This is a genomic window from Spirosoma arcticum (assembly GCF_054779955.1).
In genome coordinates, this window is the sequence record NZ_BAAGXG010000004.1 from 324080 (window position 1) to 342441 (window position 18362).

General features: G+C 52.2%; 12 protein-coding genes. 8 read left to right on the top strand and 4 right to left on the bottom strand.

The features are described from left to right. Nucleotides 1-75 precede the first annotated feature (75 nt). Both ACYVHB_RS11120 and ACYVHB_RS11125 read left to right on the top strand, forming a co-directional pair. Entirely contained in the window at nt 76-2952 is a 2877-nt protein-coding gene (locus ACYVHB_RS11120) for a TonB-dependent receptor domain-containing protein (RefSeq protein ID WP_461051798.1), read from the top strand. A gap of 53 nt (nt 2953-3005) precedes the next feature. Then, nucleotides 3006-4832 (top strand): sodium:solute symporter family transporter, encoded by a 1827-nt coding sequence (locus tag ACYVHB_RS11125; RefSeq protein ID WP_461051799.1) that lies wholly within the window; start codon nt 3006-3008, stop codon nt 4830-4832. Between the two features lie 26 nt (nt 4833-4858). Here the strand turns inward: ACYVHB_RS11125 and ACYVHB_RS11130 are convergent, their stop codons facing one another. Beyond that, entirely contained in the window at nt 4859-6040 is a 1182-nt protein-coding gene (locus ACYVHB_RS11130; protein ID WP_461051800.1) for a DUF819 family protein, read from the bottom strand. A gap of 182 nt (nt 6041-6222) precedes the next feature. Between ACYVHB_RS11130 and ACYVHB_RS11135 the strand changes: the two genes are divergently transcribed. Together ACYVHB_RS11135 and ACYVHB_RS11140 are read left to right on the top strand one after the other, a co-directional pair. After that, nucleotides 6223-6831 carry a hypothetical protein gene (locus ACYVHB_RS11135; RefSeq protein WP_461051801.1) on the top strand — a complete coding sequence of 203 codons (609 nt, stop codon included), beginning with the start codon at nt 6223-6225 and terminating at the stop codon, nt 6829-6831. An 81-nt stretch (nt 6832-6912) separates the two neighbouring features. Next, a complete protein-coding gene (locus ACYVHB_RS11140) occupies nt 6913-7494 on the top strand; it encodes a Uma2 family endonuclease (RefSeq protein WP_461051802.1) in 582 nt (193 codons plus the stop codon). A 446-nt stretch (nt 7495-7940) separates the two neighbouring features. On the opposite strand, the gene ACYVHB_RS11145 is transcribed toward ACYVHB_RS11140, so the two are convergent. Both ACYVHB_RS11145 and ACYVHB_RS11150 read right to left on the bottom strand, forming a co-directional pair. Then, nucleotides 7941-8870, bottom strand: coding sequence for a zeta toxin family protein (locus ACYVHB_RS11145; protein ID WP_461051803.1), 930 nt, complete (start codon nt 8868-8870; stop codon nt 7941-7943). Nucleotides 8871-9155: 285 nt separating this feature from the next. Beyond that, nucleotides 9156-12332, bottom strand: a complete 3177-nt coding sequence (locus ACYVHB_RS11150; RefSeq protein WP_461051804.1) for an N-6 DNA methylase — start codon at nt 12330-12332, stop codon at nt 9156-9158. A 139-nt stretch (nt 12333-12471) separates the two neighbouring features. Here ACYVHB_RS11150 and ACYVHB_RS11155 point away from each other — a divergent pair, with 139 nt between their 5' ends. The 4 genes from ACYVHB_RS11155 to ACYVHB_RS11170 all read left to right on the top strand — a co-directional run bounded on the left by ACYVHB_RS11155 (nt 12472) and on the right by ACYVHB_RS11170 (nt 16665). Then, complete coding sequence (locus ACYVHB_RS11155; RefSeq protein WP_461051805.1) at nt 12472-12615, top strand: hypothetical protein; 144 nt, start codon at nt 12472-12474, stop codon at nt 12613-12615. A gap of 290 nt (nt 12616-12905) precedes the next feature. Continuing rightward, the gene (locus ACYVHB_RS11160) at nt 12906-13307 is read left to right on the top strand and encodes a hypothetical protein (RefSeq protein ID WP_461051806.1); all 402 of its coding nucleotides are present in this window, start codon (nt 12906-12908) and stop codon (nt 13305-13307) included. A 110-nt stretch (nt 13308-13417) separates the two neighbouring features. Continuing rightward, complete coding sequence (locus tag ACYVHB_RS11165) at nt 13418-14551, top strand: Fic family protein (protein ID WP_461051807.1); 1134 nt, start codon at nt 13418-13420, stop codon at nt 14549-14551. A 365-nt stretch (nt 14552-14916) separates the two neighbouring features. Beyond that, the gene (locus ACYVHB_RS11170; protein ID WP_461051808.1) at nt 14917-16665 is read left to right on the top strand and encodes an alkaline phosphatase D family protein; all 1749 of its coding nucleotides are present in this window, start codon (nt 14917-14919) and stop codon (nt 16663-16665) included. 180 nt (nt 16666-16845) lie between these two features. On the opposite strand, the gene ACYVHB_RS11175 is transcribed toward ACYVHB_RS11170, so the two are convergent. Continuing rightward, complete coding sequence (locus ACYVHB_RS11175; RefSeq protein WP_461051809.1) at nt 16846-18219, bottom strand: AGE family epimerase/isomerase; 1374 nt, start codon at nt 18217-18219, stop codon at nt 16846-16848. Nucleotides 18220-18362: the final 143 nt, after the last annotated feature.

Below are 18362 nucleotides of genomic sequence, written 5' to 3' on the forward strand. Positions count from 1 at the left end.
ATTGATGCAGACAGCTTTTGTATTTTCACAATCTTTGCACCCATCAGTCAACAAACCGCTTTTTCTAACATAAACATGAGACAGCTCTTCTTATTTTTTATACTAACAACGCTCACGTCGCTGGGTGTCCGGGCGCAGACGACTCTGGCGGGTTTGATTACGGATGAAAAAAATCAACCCCTGGCGGGCGTAACGATCATTATCCGGGGTACCAACACGGGCACCATTACGCAGGCCGACGGGCGTTTTTCGCTCCAGACCGATGCGTCGCTGCCCTTCACCATCAGCGTGTCGTTCATTGGCTACCGGCGGCAGGATGTCCAGGCCACCGGCAGCAACTTTCGTGACCTCAACGTCAAATTGGTGGAGGAAGCTATTTTGACCGATGAAGTAGTGGTGTCGGCGAGCCGCGTTCCGGAGGATATTCGCAAAGCGCCCGTAACAGTGGAGAAACTGGGTGCCCGGCAGTTTGCCAACTCACCAGCCGCCAACCCGTTCGATGCGCTTCAGAACGTGAAAGGCGTCGATTTACTGACGCAGAGCCTGACGTTTAAATCGGTGAACGTGCGCGGTTTCGGGGCCAATAACAACAACCGGTTTGTGCAACTCACCGATGGCATGGACAACCGCTCACCAGGGTTGGGCTTTGGCTTCGGCTCGGTGGCGGGCATCTCGGATCTGGACATTGAAAGCATCGAACTAATCCCCGGCGCGTCGTCGGCGCTCTACGGCCCCGATGCGTTGCAGGGCCTGATGCTGACTACGAGCAAAAGCCCGTTTACGTATCAGGGATTGAGCGCTCAGGTGAAGGTGGGCGCGAATAATTTTGGAAAGGACAATTTTGGGCCGAAGGGTTACGCGGATCTGGCGATCCGGTATGCTAAACAACTCGGTACGCGTTTTGCGTTTAAAGCGAGTTTTCAACGGCTGAGCGGCACCGACTTCATCGCCGACGACTATAACGACCGCTCAACCAGCGCCCGCACTGGATTTTTCCGCACCGATGCCGGTCGGGGAGGCATTGCCACGGGCATTGCCTACGTACCCAATAATGATCCGAATACAAACTTTGAGTACGATGGCGTCAACATTTACGGCGACGATATCAACAACGCAGGGGCGTTCCGATTTCCGGCTAACTATGGCACTGCCAGTTTGCAGGGTAAGCTGGTAACGCGCACGGGTTACACGGAATTAGACGTGCTGGGTAACAACGGCAAGGTGTTTAACAACCGCGCCAACGTTTCGCTGCACTACAAAGTGGGCCGTACCGTTGAGGCATCGCTGGGCTGGTATTACGGCAACGGCAACCTGATTCGCACGGCGGGTTTTCGGGAGTACTTCCCCAACTACAACCGTCATCAGTTCAAAGCCGAACTGCGGGGTGACAACTTCTTTTTGCGGGCGTACACCACTCAGCAGCAAGCCGAGGGCTGGAACATTGGCCAAACAGCGCGGGCCATTAACAACACCTGGAAGCCGGTTAACCAGTGGGGAGCCGAGTTTGGGCAAGCCTACGTGGAAGGCAAAAACGTGAGCATTCAGGAAGCCCGTGCCGTAGCCGACCGGGGGCGGTATTTGCCCGGCTCCGCTCAGTTCATTACCGTGCGCGACGCGTATGCCAATACCTTCACTACGGACTTTATTCCCGGCTCAACCACCGTGCGGGGCCTGCGTTTCCGCGATGACTCGCAATTGTTCCACTACGAGGGAATGTACAACTTCTCGAAGCTACTGAAGGTGGTTGATGTAATTGCCGGGGCCAGTCTGCGTCGGTTTCTGCTCGAATCGGGCGGTACGGCCTTCCCGCGCCGGGCCGATGGGTCGGAATATACGATCAACGAATACGGGGCCTACGTGCAGGCATCAAAAGAAGTGGGTTTTGGCGTTGGAGACAACCGGTTGACGGTGAAACCGACGGTGGCAATTCGGTACGACAAAAACCAGTACCTCACGGGTGGTTTCACGCCCCGCGCGTCGGCGGTGGTAAGCTATGGTGTGCACAACGTGCGGGCCTCGTGGCAGTCGGCGTTCCGCAACCCGTCGCCGGGGCAGTTGTTCGCCATTCCAGCGGCTGGCTTAGCGGGTGAGATCGGGGGCTTACCGCAAGCCTACAACGGGGCTGGTCTGAACGCTAATCCGGGCTATTTGCAGGTCGAAGTGACGCCTTACCAAAGTAGCACCGCAGCGGCCGTTCCGCAACCCTTTGTGATTGACCCGACCCAGTTTACGACCGAGAAAATAAGAACGTGGGAAGTGGGCTACAAAACGCTCATCAGCAACAAGTTCTACGTCGATGCGTTTTACTTCGCCAGCCGCTACACTGATTTCATTGCCGCGCAAAACGTGTTTCAGTTGCTAACGCCGGGCGGTGGTCCTGCCGCCCTGCTGACGCCGACAAATTACCGGTCGTTGCAGGTCAATTTTAACAACACGAATGAAATCTTCGTACGGGGCGCGGGCATCGGGCTGGAATACGGCCTTGGCCGGGGCTATACGCTGAGTGGTAATTATGCCTATCAAACCGGGCTGATTACGCTGCGCGACGCGCGGGGCAACATCCGCAACGACCGGGCGGGCGTTCCCATTGTGGAGCGCAAGATGAGCAATCCTGAGGTGTCGCAACTGGGCCGCAACTTCTTTATCTCGCCCGAACACCGCTATAACCTTAGCTTAGCTAATCCCCGCCTGACCGACCGGCTGGGGGCGGCTGTCACCTACCGCTGGACCGACCGGATGTGGGTGGAGCAGGGGACAACGCAGGGCGACGTTTTTCTGCCATCCTGGACGAGCTTAGACGCACAGGTAAGTTACCGCGTACCCACGTTTAAATCGGTCGTTAAACTCGGCGGTACCAATATCCTGAACCAGTATTACGCGCAGGGCTACGGCCTGGCCCGCATTGGCGGGTTGTACTACGTGAGCATTACGTTCGACGAGTTGATGCGGTAGGTTTTTGACGCCATACCGGCTCAACGTGCACCACAGACTACTCGTACCGCCCAATGCTCGCCCAACTGTCTACCATCGACATCGTCGTTCTTGTGCTGATGCTGGCCATCATGCCAACGGCCGGGATCATCATTGCGCTCCGCAAAAAGACGGCCGAAGATTACTTTCTGGCCGGGCGAAACATTCGGTGGTGGGCGGTGGCGGGGTCGGTGTTTGGGACGAATATCTCGTCGTTTCACCTGATCGGGATGCTCGGCATTGGCTACTCGATTGGCTTCGTGCAGGCGCATTACGAGATTGTGTTCCCGGCAATTTTGCTGTTGTGCTTCGTGTTTCTGAGTTCCTACCGACGGTTGGACGTGTTTACCCTCTCACAATACCTCGAAGTCCGGTACGACGACAAAGCGCGGCTGCTCTACACGATTCTCCTGATCCTGATTATTTTGGTGCAACTCGTCGGCTCGTTCTACGTCGGCAGCATTACGCTTCAATGGCTGTTCGGCGGGACGAGTTTTGCCATGTCATACCCGGCTGGGCTGCTGCTGATTGGTCTCATTACCTGCTCCTATACCATCTGGGGCGGCATGGAAAGCATCGTCGTGACCGACACCATCCAGACCGTGATGATGCTGGCAGCCGGAACCGCCGTGGCGTATTTTACGCTTAGCCAACCCGAAATTGGCGGTTTTTGGGGTCTGCTGGATCTGGATGCGGCTCAGCCCCGCGCCGAGCAGAAAATGCACCTGTACTTGCCCAGTAATCACCCCAACTTACCGTGGACGGGTATTTTTACAGGCCTGTTGCTCCAGCACTGTTTCAACTTCAGCACCAACCAGTTTCTGGTACAGCGCGTCCTGGCTGCCAACTCCGATCAGGATGCCCGGCGCGGGGTTATTGCCAGTGGATTCCTGAAACTGACGATCCCGTTCTTCAGCATTTCGGCGGGCGTCGCGGCTTTTTACCTGTTTCGTGCCCGCTTTGGGTCTATGGACTTCAACTCGGACAACGCGTTCCTGAAATTGGTTGAAATCGTGATTCCTGCTGGAACAGGATTGGTGGGAATGATTTTGGCCGGGCTGACGGCCGCGACGTTCTCCTCCGTCGATTCGATGATGAACGCGGCCACAACACTGCTCACGGTGGATGTGTATCAGAAATACGTCAACCCGAAGGCCAGCGATAAGCAGATTGTACGATTTGGGCGGCTGATGATCGTGGTGATGGTCATTGCCAGTATCGGGCTGGCATTAGCAACGTACACGCCCGACCGGACCAACAACTTCATGCTGAAAGTATCGGCGCAGTTGTCCTATTTCACGCCGGGCATCATGGTCGCGTTTTTCGTTGGCGTTCTTTGGCGCGGAGCTTCGGCGCGGGCGGCCGTGATTGCGATGGCGGCAGCCCCAATTTATGGCTTACTGACCGAGTTTATCTACAATAACTTCCTCGGCACCAACTCTGCTATTGCCGCCGTGTTTGGCGTACAGCTCAACTTTATGCACCGCGTCTTCCTGACGTTCGTGCTCAGCCTGACCACGCTCATCGTCCTCAGCCGAACAACTTTCCCCAACCGCAACCTTACGGGTTTCGAGCGGCTGCGCGTGGACCTCAACGCCGGGCAATTAGCGCGGGCGGTGGGCCTGTTTCTGCTGGTGCAGGCCGTGTTTGCAAGCCTAATTTTCGTTGGTGGTTTCTCCCCGAAAAACGTCGCGATTTGGGCAGCATTAGCCACATTCGGGCTGTTTTTGTTGCCGAAGAAATCGGTCGATGAAACCAAGCTGATTACGGTCGTGCAGGCGGGTGTCAGCCTCGACGGCGATCTGCTCTGGGCGGGACTGCTAACGGCCGCGAGCGTGGGGGTGCTGTATTATTTTGCATAGAGTCACCAAGATTTCACCGGCTTTCGTTAACCCATCAGCCAGCTTGCCCCGCGTAGATATTCCGCTACCAGCAAACCACAGTAGGTGCCAACGGCATTCCCCAGCGCCCCGGCCAAAATGCCCGGCAAATGCAGATCGGGTCGATTCAGGCTTTTGGTCAGAGCTAAGCACGACGCTGATCCACCCAGATTGGCCTGGGACGCCACGCTGATGATGGCCCAGTCCTGACGCAGCAATGCGCCGACGCCGAACTGAATCACCGTATGAACCGCCACCAGCACACTCACGAAAATAAGCATCATCAGGGCCAAATGGCCGTCTTTCAGCAGAGCCGCAATGTCGCAGTACGCCCCGATGACGGCCAGAAACAGGTAAATGCAAAATATCCCAATTACCCGGACGCCCCGTAGTTTCTGAATGGGAGACCATTGGGCCAGCAGCAACGCCAGCGTGGTTAAGGACAAGATTTTGGGAATGGCCGGTATCCAGACCGCTATTTGTCCGGCAATGAACAACCCCAGCACACCCAGTCCAATCAGCAGGGCCAGATCGGTTGGACTTACGGTCTCAATGTCGCTGATCTGGGCATTGGCTTCGGCGTCTAACCTTTCCTTCTCAGCAGGTGTCCAGTCGTATTTCAGTTGTCGGGGAAAGTAGCGGTCGAGGAGTTGTGGTAATAGCAGCGTAACGCCCATCCACAGCGCCGTGACAATGTTGTCGGTTGCGATGGCCGCGGCATACAGATTCCCCGCTTTGTTGACGCCGTAATGCAGGGCGATGGCATTGAGATTGCTGCTGCCGCCGGTGTAGGTCCCGGCAAACATGCCGCCCAGGGCGTAATACAATTTCCCAAATCCTTCTGGGCCTGCCACAGCCCACATACCAGCCAAAACGCCCAGCATCGTACCCGCTGCGCCAATGAAAAAGCAGAGCACCATCGGCGAACCGGCGCGTTTCAAGCTGCGCAGATCAACGGCCAGCAGCAGGAAGAAAATTGAGATGGGCGCGAGGTAGGTGAAAATGCCGTCGTAGAGCGGTGGCGCGTTGGTGGAGGTTGGAATCAGGCCCAGGTTAGCCGTCACGGCCGTCAGAATAATAACCGTGAGCGACGTACCGAGTTGGCGAAAAACGGGAAATCGGGTCAACCAATCGGCGACGAGGATGTTCCCCATCAATACGGCTAAAATGGCCAATGGGTCCTGAATCATGGATATATGGGGCGGGTTAAAAGGCGGAATATACAACCAAATCAACAGGTTCACCCAGTGATCAAAATTGTCAGTTGACGGTATTGTCAGTCAATGGTGATCTGTCCGGGACTGGTTTGCTGACGACCGCGAACGTAGGGGTGACGTATTATTTTGCGTAAATTTGGGTAAATGAACCAAAAATGGCCTATACCGACTTTACACTGGCGATTATCGAGCAAAAGTTCGGCGTGAAGAATCAACAGCGGGCTTTGTTTGACCCGTTGCCGCCCCTGCCGGTCAGTGCTGATCTGCAAAAAGCACTGGCCCGCGCCCGCGACCTGCCGATACGAACCGAAAAAGCCCGCTCAGAACTCATTGTAGTTCCTGTTCTGCTCGAACTCCGGGACTTGACCAACCGATTTTTTACCATCTATTCTGGCGACAATCTAAACGCTGACGAGGAAGCCGGACTTCGGGGTGAGTGTGATTTTATTCTCACCAAAAACACGGGCACTTTTGACATCAACTACCCAATTCTGTCGGTGGTGGAAGCCAAAAAGAACGACCTTGACATTGGCATACCCCAATGTGCGGCTCAATTAGTGGGGGCCAGAATTTTCAATGAAAAGAAAGGGGTGACTATCTCCACCCTGTACGGCTGCGTCACTACCGCCGACGAATGGGTATTCATGCGCTTAGCCGATAACGAGTTAGTGATTGACACGCGCAAGTATTATTTGGTCGAAATTGGCGAGTTACTGGCCTTATTCGTCGATATTATCAATCAGTATAGAACGGAACTGGTTTGAAACTTTCTGCCAATACTTAGCGTGAAAAGGCTGCATTATTTCGCGTAAATTCGTCAATAAACAAGTAGATCAAACCGCGCTATGATCGCCATCACCGAGACCCCGACTACCGAAGCCAACACCGTTCTGCCAACTCATTTTCAGACTATCGATGAATTTGAAGCGTGGGAACGCCAGCCCCCGCTCAAAGGCAGCTACGAGTTTGTGTCCGGCCAGATTATCCCCAAACCCGCCATAAAACAAAATGAAGCAGACATTGCCGATTTTCTGCTCCGGCAGTTCATACAAACGCCCCAATTTGCGCAGAAACATACGCTATTACCTGAATTGGATGCCTATGTCGATTTAACCCGTCGACGCAGGCCCGATTTGACTTACTTTTCGGAGGAACAGCGGCAGGCGATTCGCCGGGGCGAGAAGGTAAAAACGCTATTCGCCATCGAAATCCTATCCGATTCTGAAACCTACGACGACATCCTCGACAAGTTGGAGGACTATTTCGACGGTGGAGCGCAATTAGTCTGGTACATCATTCCGAAAAGGCAGAAGATTTTCGTGTACACCTCCCCCGACGACTCCAAAACGTACAAAGGGCAGGACGTCATTTCTGCGTCTCCTGTCGTGCCGGAACTACAGTTTATACTGGCGGATATGTTCGCTTGAGGGGATAGGGTATTAAGTGGTATAAAACCAGTTTTATCGCTGTGCTGTCGGATTATTTTTTTGCTTCCTCAAGTGAGCCGGTACGTAATTCACAAAGCCCTCAATCTCGTTGTGTTCTTCCATGTAGAGATCATGGATAGCTGCGGCTACCTGTCGTATCTTCTTTTTTGATCGACGGGCAGTCTCTGTAGATCTGACAAAAGTAACAGGAGAGGCTGTTACCAAGGGATAGCGAGTGTGGGTAACTGCGAAGTGAGGATCATACTTATCTGTGTGGCCTATCCGTGGCAGAGCTTCGACGGTGGGAAGCGAAATAGGTGCCCATCTTGCCACTTTAAATTCTTGATTTGGCCGAGAAAATATCCGGGAAAATATAGTGCGCTTTCGGGTGATTCGGCCTGTACTAACTTGTTTCCTTGCCATTCTATTTACACTACTTGAAGTGGTCAATTTACGATTTTTTGCTTGAAAAGTAAAGCAGGATTCTCCCCGTCACTCTCCAGAAACTGGTACGGTTGTCCCATCGGTACATCGGTCGATAGTTTGCCAATGCTTTTGAAGATGTCCCGGTGAGACTCTTTTAACCGGTAATAGGTCAGAATTGGTTCGTTGGCGTATACGTCGTAGATCAGACTCAGGGGCACATACCGGTCTGTTTTATCAAATCGGTTTACAGCGCGAATTGTTGCCTTTTTTCGATCTAAACTAATCAGCGTCAGATGAACGTCATAATTGTACGTCTTCAGCTTATTAACCAGTTTCAGCACACTTTCTACCGTATCGCCGATCTTAGGCAACACAACATTGGTGCCTTTCTCGGAGAAGTAGTCAAATAACGTTTTAAAATCGGTTTGGTTGAGGTAGCCATCACCTAACACAATGGCGCCCGACTCCCGGTGCATCAGAGAAGCCCCAAAACTTGACCTGTCGTATTCAGGTAGTTTTCGCTTTGCATAGTCGGAGTCGATAATGGCAGCACCCAGCTTGTCTGCTACCTTGGCCGCAATTCCCGATTTGCCGGAGGCCGGTAGGCCGGTGATGATGTAGGCCTGCCTTTTGTGCTTACAACGCGTGTACAGTAGTGCTCCACCCACGCCTAACTGTATCGCATCGTCATCGGCCAGCCGCTTTTGCAACAACAATTCCTGAACTATCTGCTCTCTGAGCCGCCGACGGTCTGGTTCGCTTTTGTAAGGATGGCTCCGATACCTGCCATGAGTAAGCGTCGACAAATCCCGGCTCTTGCCTCCCTCCAGTGCCAATTCGGTGTTGTAAATCTTCGCGACAACTGGTGATCGGGTAACCTCATTGCCGGGGCCAAATAACCCTTCCAGAAAACCTGTCACTAAATCGTCATCCAAAAGTGGCCTTACCATAAACTGTACCTTGTATGTGGTGTCATGTCGAACGCGCCGTTCCGTAATGCGTTGACACAATCAGCTTGGAGCGTAACGCTGTTAAGCCGTCGGCCCGACAAATAGCTACTACTTTACAGATCAATAGCTAAACGGGTTGACAGGCAAGTATATTCAGTAACGCTGACGAAAGCAACTATTTATCGTTAACGGTCAGAAAAATCGTTTCAGTTCCGTAAACGCGGAGACCGGCGTTAGCGTTTACGTCAGCCACGATAGATAGGTGAGTGCAACGGGATTACTTTGTTAGCCAATTAGTTTGCCCAATATCACATCAATTTCCCGTAGCTCCTCCGCCAGCAGCCGGTTGCGGATCTCGCTGCGCTCCCGGCCGACGTTATAGGCCTGATTGGCTAAGTCGTTGACAGCAATGTACCCGGCTACTAACCCGGCACACGCCTTGCCCAACTCCGCCAGCCGAACATGCAACGGATTATCAGCCTTGAATTGCGGCAGTGGCACATCTAAGATTTTTTTGGAGACATCTCTGGCACCAAACAAGCCTGTCGATTGAAAGGGTTTCATCGAGAAGTTGGTAGAGTTAGCATTTAGAAACGCCGTCAGGTAATGGGCTTCCTGCTCAGAGTTGGTGTAGAAAGCGTAAGCAGCCTTGTCAACGATGTATTTCAAATCCAGCGTACCACGCTCGTAAACAAACGCATTGGCGTCTTTCGCCGAAGCAGAATAGAGTACCGCAAATTTTGCGTGAAGGTTTTGCTCAGTTAATTTATGCTGCCAATTCAAGTAATCTGTGCTGCTGATTTTGACATTGTTCTCCGTGCGGTGTTTTACCCAGGTACTCTCTACTTCTTTAAACCAACGAGCCGTTTCTAGGCGGCCCAGTAGCTGAATGTCTTTGTAATCAAGCAGTTTGAGACGCTCCAGCGAATGGCCCTCCGATGATTGAACTTTCTGTACTTCCAGCGGTAACAGCACTAAGGGTAGGGCAAGTTGAGCAAACGGCACCATGTTTCGCGCTAAGGCCGTGCGAAACAAAAACTGCGAATGAATACGTCCGGTCAGTTTCAGGCCTTTCCAGGGCATTTTTGCGTCTTTATCATTGGCATCGTCAGACCGAACTGCCAACACCCGGTCGTGCCAGTCGGGGGGCGCGGACCCTTCAAGTTTGACGAAATAAAAGTTACGGGGAAACATGGTCGCCCCGTTTCGGAAGTGTTCCCGGTAAAAGTTCGTCATGACTGGCCCGCCAACACCCGGTTTGACCGTGGTTAGTGCCGAGGTTTTTTGTTGCCGGGCTACGTACCAGTGCGTCGGCATCAGGGTTAGTTTTCCCGCTACTTCGCTGAATGTGGCATTGTGTTTGCCCACATTACCGGCAATTACCAGGCCCGGCAAGCCAGCAGCAGGGAAGGACTTAGCTACGTTGGCCTGTTGAGCAAACAATACACAGGAGGGAATATTGAACAGCGGCTTTACGTCTTTCAAATCCCAGACATCGGTAAGCCGAAAGCCTTTGGCCGAGCCAGACCGGGTATTCTCGTGCTGGGTAGCACTCAAAAAACTACGGGGCAGCACAAAAGCCATTTTCCCCTTTTCGCGCAACAGATAGCTGCTCACGTGGCTCATAAAAATAGCTGCGATTTCGAGCTGAGGCATCAGGGCCTTTTGTGCTGGAATCAGGTCATAGCGAGTAGCCAGCACCCGTAGTGATTGCTGATAATCAGCATTTTTGATACTGTTGTAGGTAAACCAGGGCGGATTGCCAACCACGTAGTCAAACCGCTTTCGGAGGAAAAAGGGCTTATAGCTGTTTTGCAGGATGAACTTCCAGATGCTGTCGCGACCCATTTCTTTTGCCCGTTTTAGGGCCAGATAAATGTCGTAGAACTTACTCAACAATCCATCGGACGTTTTAGGGTAGCTACTTCGGACGGCGTTGGTCAGGGCCATTGCCGGGGCTGCCGAGCCACCGGCGGTGTCGTTGGCTAATCCATCGGCTACCGAAACGGCATGATCGAATAAGGTTGGGTCATCGAACGCACCGGTTGGCAGGTAGTAGCGCTTCTCGTCGATGGTTATGCCAAACTCTTCATCGAATAAATTGATAGCACCCAATTGGGGCGTGATGAGACTATTAGCCAGATAAACCCGCAACGAAACAGGCCGACGGGCATCCCGCAGCGATTCGCCCAGGGCCAGTAGCAGGGTTGTCTTGGCTACCTGCACCGACAACGGGTGAATATCAATGCCCGCGACCTGTCCGGCAATGGCTTCGGGCGATAGGTCGGGGTGTAGTTTACGGAGCCGGTTCACGCTGGCAATTAGAAACGAGCCGGAACCGCAGGACGGGTCCAGAATCTGAGCATCGCGGGCAAAGTCGAAATGGTCCACTACTTTCTCACATAACCAGTCGGGCGTGTAATACTCGCCGAGGGCATGGCGGGTTTCGAGGTCGATCAGGTGCTGATAAACTCCTTTCAGGATATCGGACTGGACATTGGTAAAATCATATTCCGAAATAGTATCGGCGATTTTACTGAAATACCGTTTAAGCCGGTAGAAATAGTTGTCTACCGTAACCCACTGATAGAAATCGTTTTCGACAAAGTTTTCGACGTTATACCGCTGAAAAATGGTGCCGTTCAACACGGCCCGCATTTCGGTGGCATCAATGTACGCATCCCGACTGAGCACCTCATAAGCAATGAGTTTGGCAAATACACTCAGGTACGTATGCACCAGGAACACCTCGCCCGATGCGTTGAAACTGCCGTATGCCACGCTCATGAAACGAGTCCACTCCCGATACGCTGTTTGAATTTCAGGCTCCCCGCTGATGTCGTCATACAGGAGTTTCATACCCGCAAAAACCTCCATGAAGAGCGCCGAACTGTCGCCAAAATCAATCTGTATGGTATCGAGCGTTGGTATCTGCTTGCTTGACCGAAAGAGGTAGCGATCAATAAAACCAAAAAAGTCACCCACGTTAGTTTCGGTCAGCACAAAGCTATCCACCACTTTTAGCTGAACATCGTCGGGCGCAATCTTCGATTTATTCAGGTAGCTTTCAGGCTTCGGGCCGTAGATATTCCAGCGGATACAGTCGGTAGCAATCAGGTAAAAGTCAAACTGAGCATTGGTGTTATAATTACCGGCAAAATATTCTTTAAGCTGATATTCCGCGTGTTCACGTTTGGCGGTGTTTTTAATATCGTTTTCGAACTCAATTATCACCTGCCGGTATTGCGTGTCTGCCCGTCCGGTTTTAGTGCGGCCAGCTTTAGGAATATTAAACACGGTTTTTTCGGCACCGGCAGCCATCTGTTTAACAATAGTTAGCGCGTTAACATCGCCTGCGAACAACTCGGTGAGTAAAAGATAGAAATGCTGTTTCTTAGCTTCTTCGGTGTTGGCCTTTTTAACGTTTTGTAAGTAGGTTAGAACGGAGGATTGACTGCTCATAAAAAGTAGATGATCGCTTATGACCGACAAGATACAACAGCAACTAACAAGTGTCTAACTTTGAAAACGCCCTATAAACTGGCAAATTCAGCCTGAAACAGTACGGCAATGAGCATGATACGTGAAATTCAATTCACTTATGTTTGACACTCTCGACTTCGCGCAGGATATACTGACGCAACAAACGAACCCGGTTCAGTCTGGTAACGATTTTGGCGTGTCCTCATTGAATCGACAGCATTTGACCGCCATCGTTTCGTACCAGCATCTCACCGATGGTTAGGATGAGGACAGAGCCATTGCGCCTACGCATCAAACAGTGCTGTCAGCGCTTGATATTGCTCTTTTACTGACCGTGACAGGTCACCCCATTTATCACACGTCGCCGGGGCCGGTTGGCGAAGTCATGATTAATCTCCGCAATGGCGATAAGTCGGCCGAGCTTCTGGCGTATCCGGGCGGGCGAAACAAATTTGTTTGTATCAGCCCTGATGAGATACCTCGACAAGGACCATTGACACCAGAGTCGTTACGGGAGACGTTGCAGTGGCTGAACCAATAATGTAATGATTGATGAATAAAAGCCCCGTAGCAGACGACGAACAACTTTACCGAAGCATATACCGCACTCCCTGGCATAAGTATGTTGACCCCGATGGCCGACCAACCTCCCGGAACTTCAAAATGCGCCCAAAAGATCAGGGTAAACTATCCGTTGATGTGGCCAGCCTGACCACGCCAGAGCAATCGGTGCGTGACCTAACCAAATTTGCACTGGCTTCCCTATCCAATGTTGATGTAATCGCCATTGGACTATCCACGTTTCATGAACCCTGCACAGTAGCCGAACATGGCTTTGATAACCTGGCTCATGCTCACATCTGGGGTATGGATGAAGACGACGATATAAGGCCCGCTTTGCTGGCGCAGAAATCCGCTGTGATCCTGACGAAAAAAAATTCATCTACAGTTTGAAAGTCGTTACAGACTAACCTTAAAAATTCTCTCTTTTAAGGTTAGCTACCATTCGCAACCTTACTTTTAAGGTACATTTGTGCAGCTAACCTTAAAAAAGGTCAATTTTAATGGCTGATGGACTGCTTTACCAAATAAATCGGGATAGAAACGTACCTTGGAATGCATTGCCGGACCTACCCATTCACCCCGATTTGTATCGTACGATTGCTGTTTTTGAACAGCTCGGGTATGCAAAAGAGGCATTAGGCCGCTTGCAGGGACGTAGTGTGGCTATTCCCAATCAGGGGCTGCTAATCAATTCCATTAGTTTGCAGGAAGCGAAAGATTCCAGTGCCATTGAAAACATATTCACGACGGATGACGAGTTGTATCGGGCGTTCAGCGAAAGCACGCCGGAACAAGTTTCTGAACCTACTAAAGAAATACTACGCTACCGGGAGGCTTTGTGGAAAGGCTATCATCACTTGCAGGAGCAGAACAACTTTACGTTAGCTTATTTCATTCAGACGTCTCGGGAGATCAAGCAGTCGGATGAGGGATTCCGACCCGTTTTCTCACAGGTATATGTTCGGCAGGGGGGCAGTGGACCGAACGCCGGTAAGCCGGTGTATACGCCCCCGCGTGGGGAGGGAATTCTGGAAGCTAAACTGAACAATTTAGCAGACTTCCTGAACGATGATCAGACCTATCGGATTGATCCGCTGCTAAAGATGGCTATTGCCCATTTCCAGTTTGAGGCAATTCACCCGTTTCGCGATGGTAATGGTCGTATCGGGCGGGTCTTCAGCATCCATTATTTGACTCACAAAGGGTTATTGGATTACCCTATTCTATACCTGAGCCGCTACATTGTAGACCACAAAGAAGACTATTATAGCGCATTGGCGGGTGTTTCGCAACGAGGGGACTGGCAAACCTGGTTGCTATACATGCTCAAAGCTGTGGAACAAACGGCAAACCTGACGTATGAGAAAATCAATCGTATCATAGCGGCTCGGGATGCTATGCTGGACCTGATTGCTAAACACAAAAGTATCCGTCGGCCCGATCAACTTACGCAGAAGATATTTACGCAACCTGTCACCCGGATTCGGCATCTCACCGAAGACCGAACTTTCTCCGAAAATACGGCTCGTGACTATTTGAATAAACTGGTCGAACTGGAGATACTGGAGCGTAAAATAGTAGGCGGTAATCATTACTTCGTCAATCGGGAGTTATACGCGATTTTAGCGGAGTAGAACACGTTACCGATTACCCAATCAACCCCTTAATCCGCAACTCATCTTTCAACGCCCGCAACGCATGGAACCGGGCAATCAGTTGAGCGGAAAGAACAATCACTGGCGATTTTGATGAGGGCTTTGTAAGGACTGATTGAATTTGCCGATTCTTGTTGAACCGCTCCATGCCGTTGTAAATCTTGTCGGCTGTGCTGTGGGTTTCGACGTAAGCCGGACCAGGAATTCAGTCGTTTTTACCGTTAAAATTTCGTGTTGTTCATGGGTAATTGATTAACGTAGCAGTAAAGTTGCCGTGACGTTGCGGACATACGCCAACCGTAGCTTTGCGAAGGGAAATGTATCCTGAACCAAGGCTCCGATCAATGGCAAACAAGAATACAATCAAGCGAAGAGAATTCCTCGAAAAATCCGCTTTAGGCGTCGGTGGACTGGTCTTATCGACCGTATTGGTGGGAAGCTGCTCCGATCACCAAGGTCCCGATCCGAATAACCCTAACCAGCGGGGTGGCTTCGACTACGGGGTTGCCAGTTTTGACCCAACCGATAATCAGATCATTCTCTGGACGCGCGTAACGCCAGCCACCGGAACGCCTACGGTTACGCTGACGTACCAGATCGCCACGGACGGCGCGTTCAACTCGGTCGTCAAAACCGAGATGATTGATGCTTCCGTCAACGACGATTTCACGGTCAGCGTCGACATCAGCGGTCTGACGTCGAACATGAAGTATTACTACAAATTCACCATCACCAACACGGCCATTACATCGCCCATTGGCGAAACCAAAACTTTGCCTAAAGGCGATGAGCTGAATGAGGTAAAGCTGGCCGTTTGCTCCTGCTCAAACTATCCTTACGGTTTGTTCAATGTGTACGGGGCCATGGCCAATTCCGAAGCCGACGTTATCGTGCACTTAGGCGATTACATCTACGAATACGCGCCGGGGCAGTACGGCACGAATCCGACAACGGACGCGCTGGGCCGTGCCCATTCGCCCGCTAAAGAGATCATTGATCTGGCCGATTACCGGACCCGTCACAAACAGTACCGGAGCGATCCGCAACTTCAGTTGGCGCACCAGAAAAAGCCGTTTATCTGTGTCTGGGACGACCACGAGCTAACTAACGATGCTTACAAGGACGGGGCGCAGAATCATAATCCCGGCGAAGGCGATTTCAACGTCCGGAAGGCCAATGCGCTGAAAGCCTACCACGAGTACATCGGCGTACGGACGCCGGACGATACCAAAATCTACCGCACCTTCGCTTTCGGCAACATCCTGAACCTGCACATGCTCGATACCCGAATCATCGGGCGGGACAAGCAACTCAGTTACGCCACTTATTTTAACAGCACCGGCCAGTTAGACGCTGCGGCTTTTCAGCGGGCCTGGTTAGATCCCGCCCGAACCATCCTGGGCAGCGAGCAACGGAATTGGTTGGGCGGAGTCCTGAGCGCCGGTAAAGCCACGTGGCAGGTGCTGGGCCAGCAGGTGCTGATGGGCAAGATGTACGTTCCTGCAGAGCTGTTGGTGTCTATTTCGCAGATTGTCGGCGAGGTCGATGCCCGCGGTTCCGTTAGTCCGGCTACGTTCACTGCTTTCCAGACGCTCCTTCAGACTTTAACGCAGATCAAGGCCCGATCCTTAGCGAGTGATCCTACGTTAACGGCTCAGGAACTGGCTCGCATCCGTACGGTTCTGCCGTATAATTTAGACGCCTGGGATGGCTACCCGGTGGAGCGGGAAACGGTGTACGCGCTGGCAGGAGGTAAGAAATTGGTTGCCCTGTCTGGTGACACACACAACGGCTGGTATTCGGACCTGACGGCGGCTAACGGCTCACGGGTGGGTCGGGAAATTGCTACGCCTTCGGTAACGTCGCCGGGCTTCGAAGCTTACTTGGGTCTGAATCCAGCCGCTCTGAGCGGTTTTGAACAGGCGCTGGCCCTGCTGATCGACGATCTAAATTACTTAGACGCGTCCCGACGAGGGTACACGCTGGTTAATTTCAGCAACAGCCGGGTCCAGTCCGAGTGGCGCTACATTGCCACAATTACGACGCCGACGGTGGCTACGACGGTCGGGCGTACTGAAACCATCACGAGTTAGTTGGGGATACTTCGGCCCCCTGACTCATTCATTTAAACCATACGGTCTGCCGACTCAATCGAGTTAGCGGTCTGTATGGCTATTCGATTAATCCCTTACCGATTCTTGTTCGCCCGTTCCATGCCATTGTATTTCTTGTCGGCGGTGCTGTAGGCTTCGACGTCCAGGCATACGCTGCCGTTACTTATGAGTCGCGTGATCGGCGTGTTTATTGGTTGATTCGTCGACGCAGGTTGACAAGGCCCGGTAGGTATGGTAAGCCGCTTTCCAGATATGACCCTTCAAGGCCGTTTTGCGTTCGGGGTCCTTGTCCAGCCCTTCTTCGTACCATTCGCCATACTGATGATCAATCAGATACGTCTGGCAGTACTGCCAAAGCAGCTTGTACTGGTCGAAATAGCGCATTGGATCGTCGGGGTATTTATCGGCCATGAGCAGGAGCGTGTTCAGCCCTTCGGCCTGCGACCACCAGTTCTTGCTTTCATTGATGATGGTCATGCCCGGTTTATCTTTAAAATAGTAGCCCTGGTCGTAGAAACCCCCTACTTTTTTGTTCCAGCCGTTGGCTAAGGCATGATCCACCATTCGTTTGCCCACCTGTAGCGTTTTTGTGTCGTTTTTCAGGCCCAGCGCCAGCGAGGCTTCCAGCATCAGGTAAGCCGTTTCAACATCGTGGCCGAACGAAACATGGTCCAGATTCCGGTGCTTTAGCACACTGGCTTCCGACGAGTCCCGAAACGAAACCGGGGTCCAGTCGGGCTTAAAAAACAGGACCAGATTGCCTTTGGGCGTCGTAATCACGTCGCGCACCAGCCGGAGCATTTCGTCTAATCGCTCGCGTACCAGTTTGTCGGGCCATACGCCGTACAGTTCGGTTAGGGCTTCCAGCAGGTGAATGGAACTGTTCTGGTCTTTATAGCCAGTGTTGGCAGTAGAGGCTACGGATGCATCGCGTTGAATGGGCGTACCATCCCGGCGCAGGTGCTGGAAGTAACCCTTATGGATCGAATCGTGGCTATGCTGCTCCAGCCAGGCGAATGATTTTTTGGCCAGATTCAGCGCGGCTGTGTCGTGCGACATGTGGTAATAAGCACTCAGCGCATAAAGCCCAAAGGCGTTTCCGTAGGCTTCTTTGTTGGGTTCGCCTTTCACCTTGCCCTGCCGGTCGACTAAGTTATAAAAACCGCCGTACTGCTTATCCCACATCACATCGCGTAGGAATTGAAACCCGTGTCGGGCGTTCTCTTTGTAGTACGTAACGGTGGGGTATCGCTCGGCGGCTTTGGCCGTTGTCCAGGTGTGGCGGGCCTGCGTCACAATCATCTTATCCTGTGGTCCCGTCGGTTTGAAATCATGACTGAATGTGCTCAGAAAACCGCCGAACTCCTTGTCAACGGCCTGCGGATACCACTTGTTGAGCATCTCGGTACGAATCGACTTCTCCATCTCAGCGGCAATGCGCATTCGGTCATTTGTGGTGTTCTGGGCCGAAGCCGAAAAGGCCAGCCTGATTACCAGGCTGGCGGTGATTAGAGTAAAGGGGAGAGTTTTCATGGGCTATGATTGGAAAGTTCTCGTCGGCCAGAAACTTCATGAAGCCTGGCGAAGGTTGGTCGTTGGAAACAAGAGCAGATTGTCCTTCATTGTAGCGTGGACGTAAGCAAACACTGCCTGCAACGCTTCTTTTGTCAGGCGCG

Coding starts and splice junctions, on each gene's coding strand:
- ACYVHB_RS11120 (WP_461051798.1), top strand. CDS start 76: ATGAGACAGCTCTTCTTATTTTTTATACTAACAACGCTCACGTCGCTG.
- ACYVHB_RS11125 (WP_461051799.1), top strand. CDS start 3,006: ATGCTCGCCCAACTGTCTACCATCGACATCGTCGTTCTTGTGCTGATG.
- ACYVHB_RS11130 (WP_461051800.1), bottom strand. CDS start 6,040: ATGATTCAGGACCCATTGGCCATTTTAGCCGTATTGATGGGGAACATC.
- ACYVHB_RS11135 (WP_461051801.1), top strand. CDS start 6,223: ATGGCCTATACCGACTTTACACTGGCGATTATCGAGCAAAAGTTCGGC.
- ACYVHB_RS11140 (WP_461051802.1), top strand. CDS start 6,913: ATGATCGCCATCACCGAGACCCCGACTACCGAAGCCAACACCGTTCTG.
- ACYVHB_RS11145 (WP_461051803.1), bottom strand. CDS start 8,870: ATGGTAAGGCCACTTTTGGATGACGATTTAGTGACAGGTTTTCTGGAA.
- ACYVHB_RS11150 (WP_461051804.1), bottom strand. CDS start 12,332: ATGAGCAGTCAATCCTCCGTTCTAACCTACTTACAAAACGTTAAAAAG.
- ACYVHB_RS11155 (WP_461051805.1), top strand. CDS start 12,472: ATGTTTGACACTCTCGACTTCGCGCAGGATATACTGACGCAACAAACG.
- ACYVHB_RS11160 (WP_461051806.1), top strand. CDS start 12,906: ATGAATAAAAGCCCCGTAGCAGACGACGAACAACTTTACCGAAGCATA.
- ACYVHB_RS11165 (WP_461051807.1), top strand. CDS start 13,418: ATGGCTGATGGACTGCTTTACCAAATAAATCGGGATAGAAACGTACCT.
- ACYVHB_RS11170 (WP_461051808.1), top strand. CDS start 14,917: ATGGCAAACAAGAATACAATCAAGCGAAGAGAATTCCTCGAAAAATCC.
- ACYVHB_RS11175 (WP_461051809.1), bottom strand. CDS start 18,219: ATGAAAACTCTCCCCTTTACTCTAATCACCGCCAGCCTGGTAATCAGG.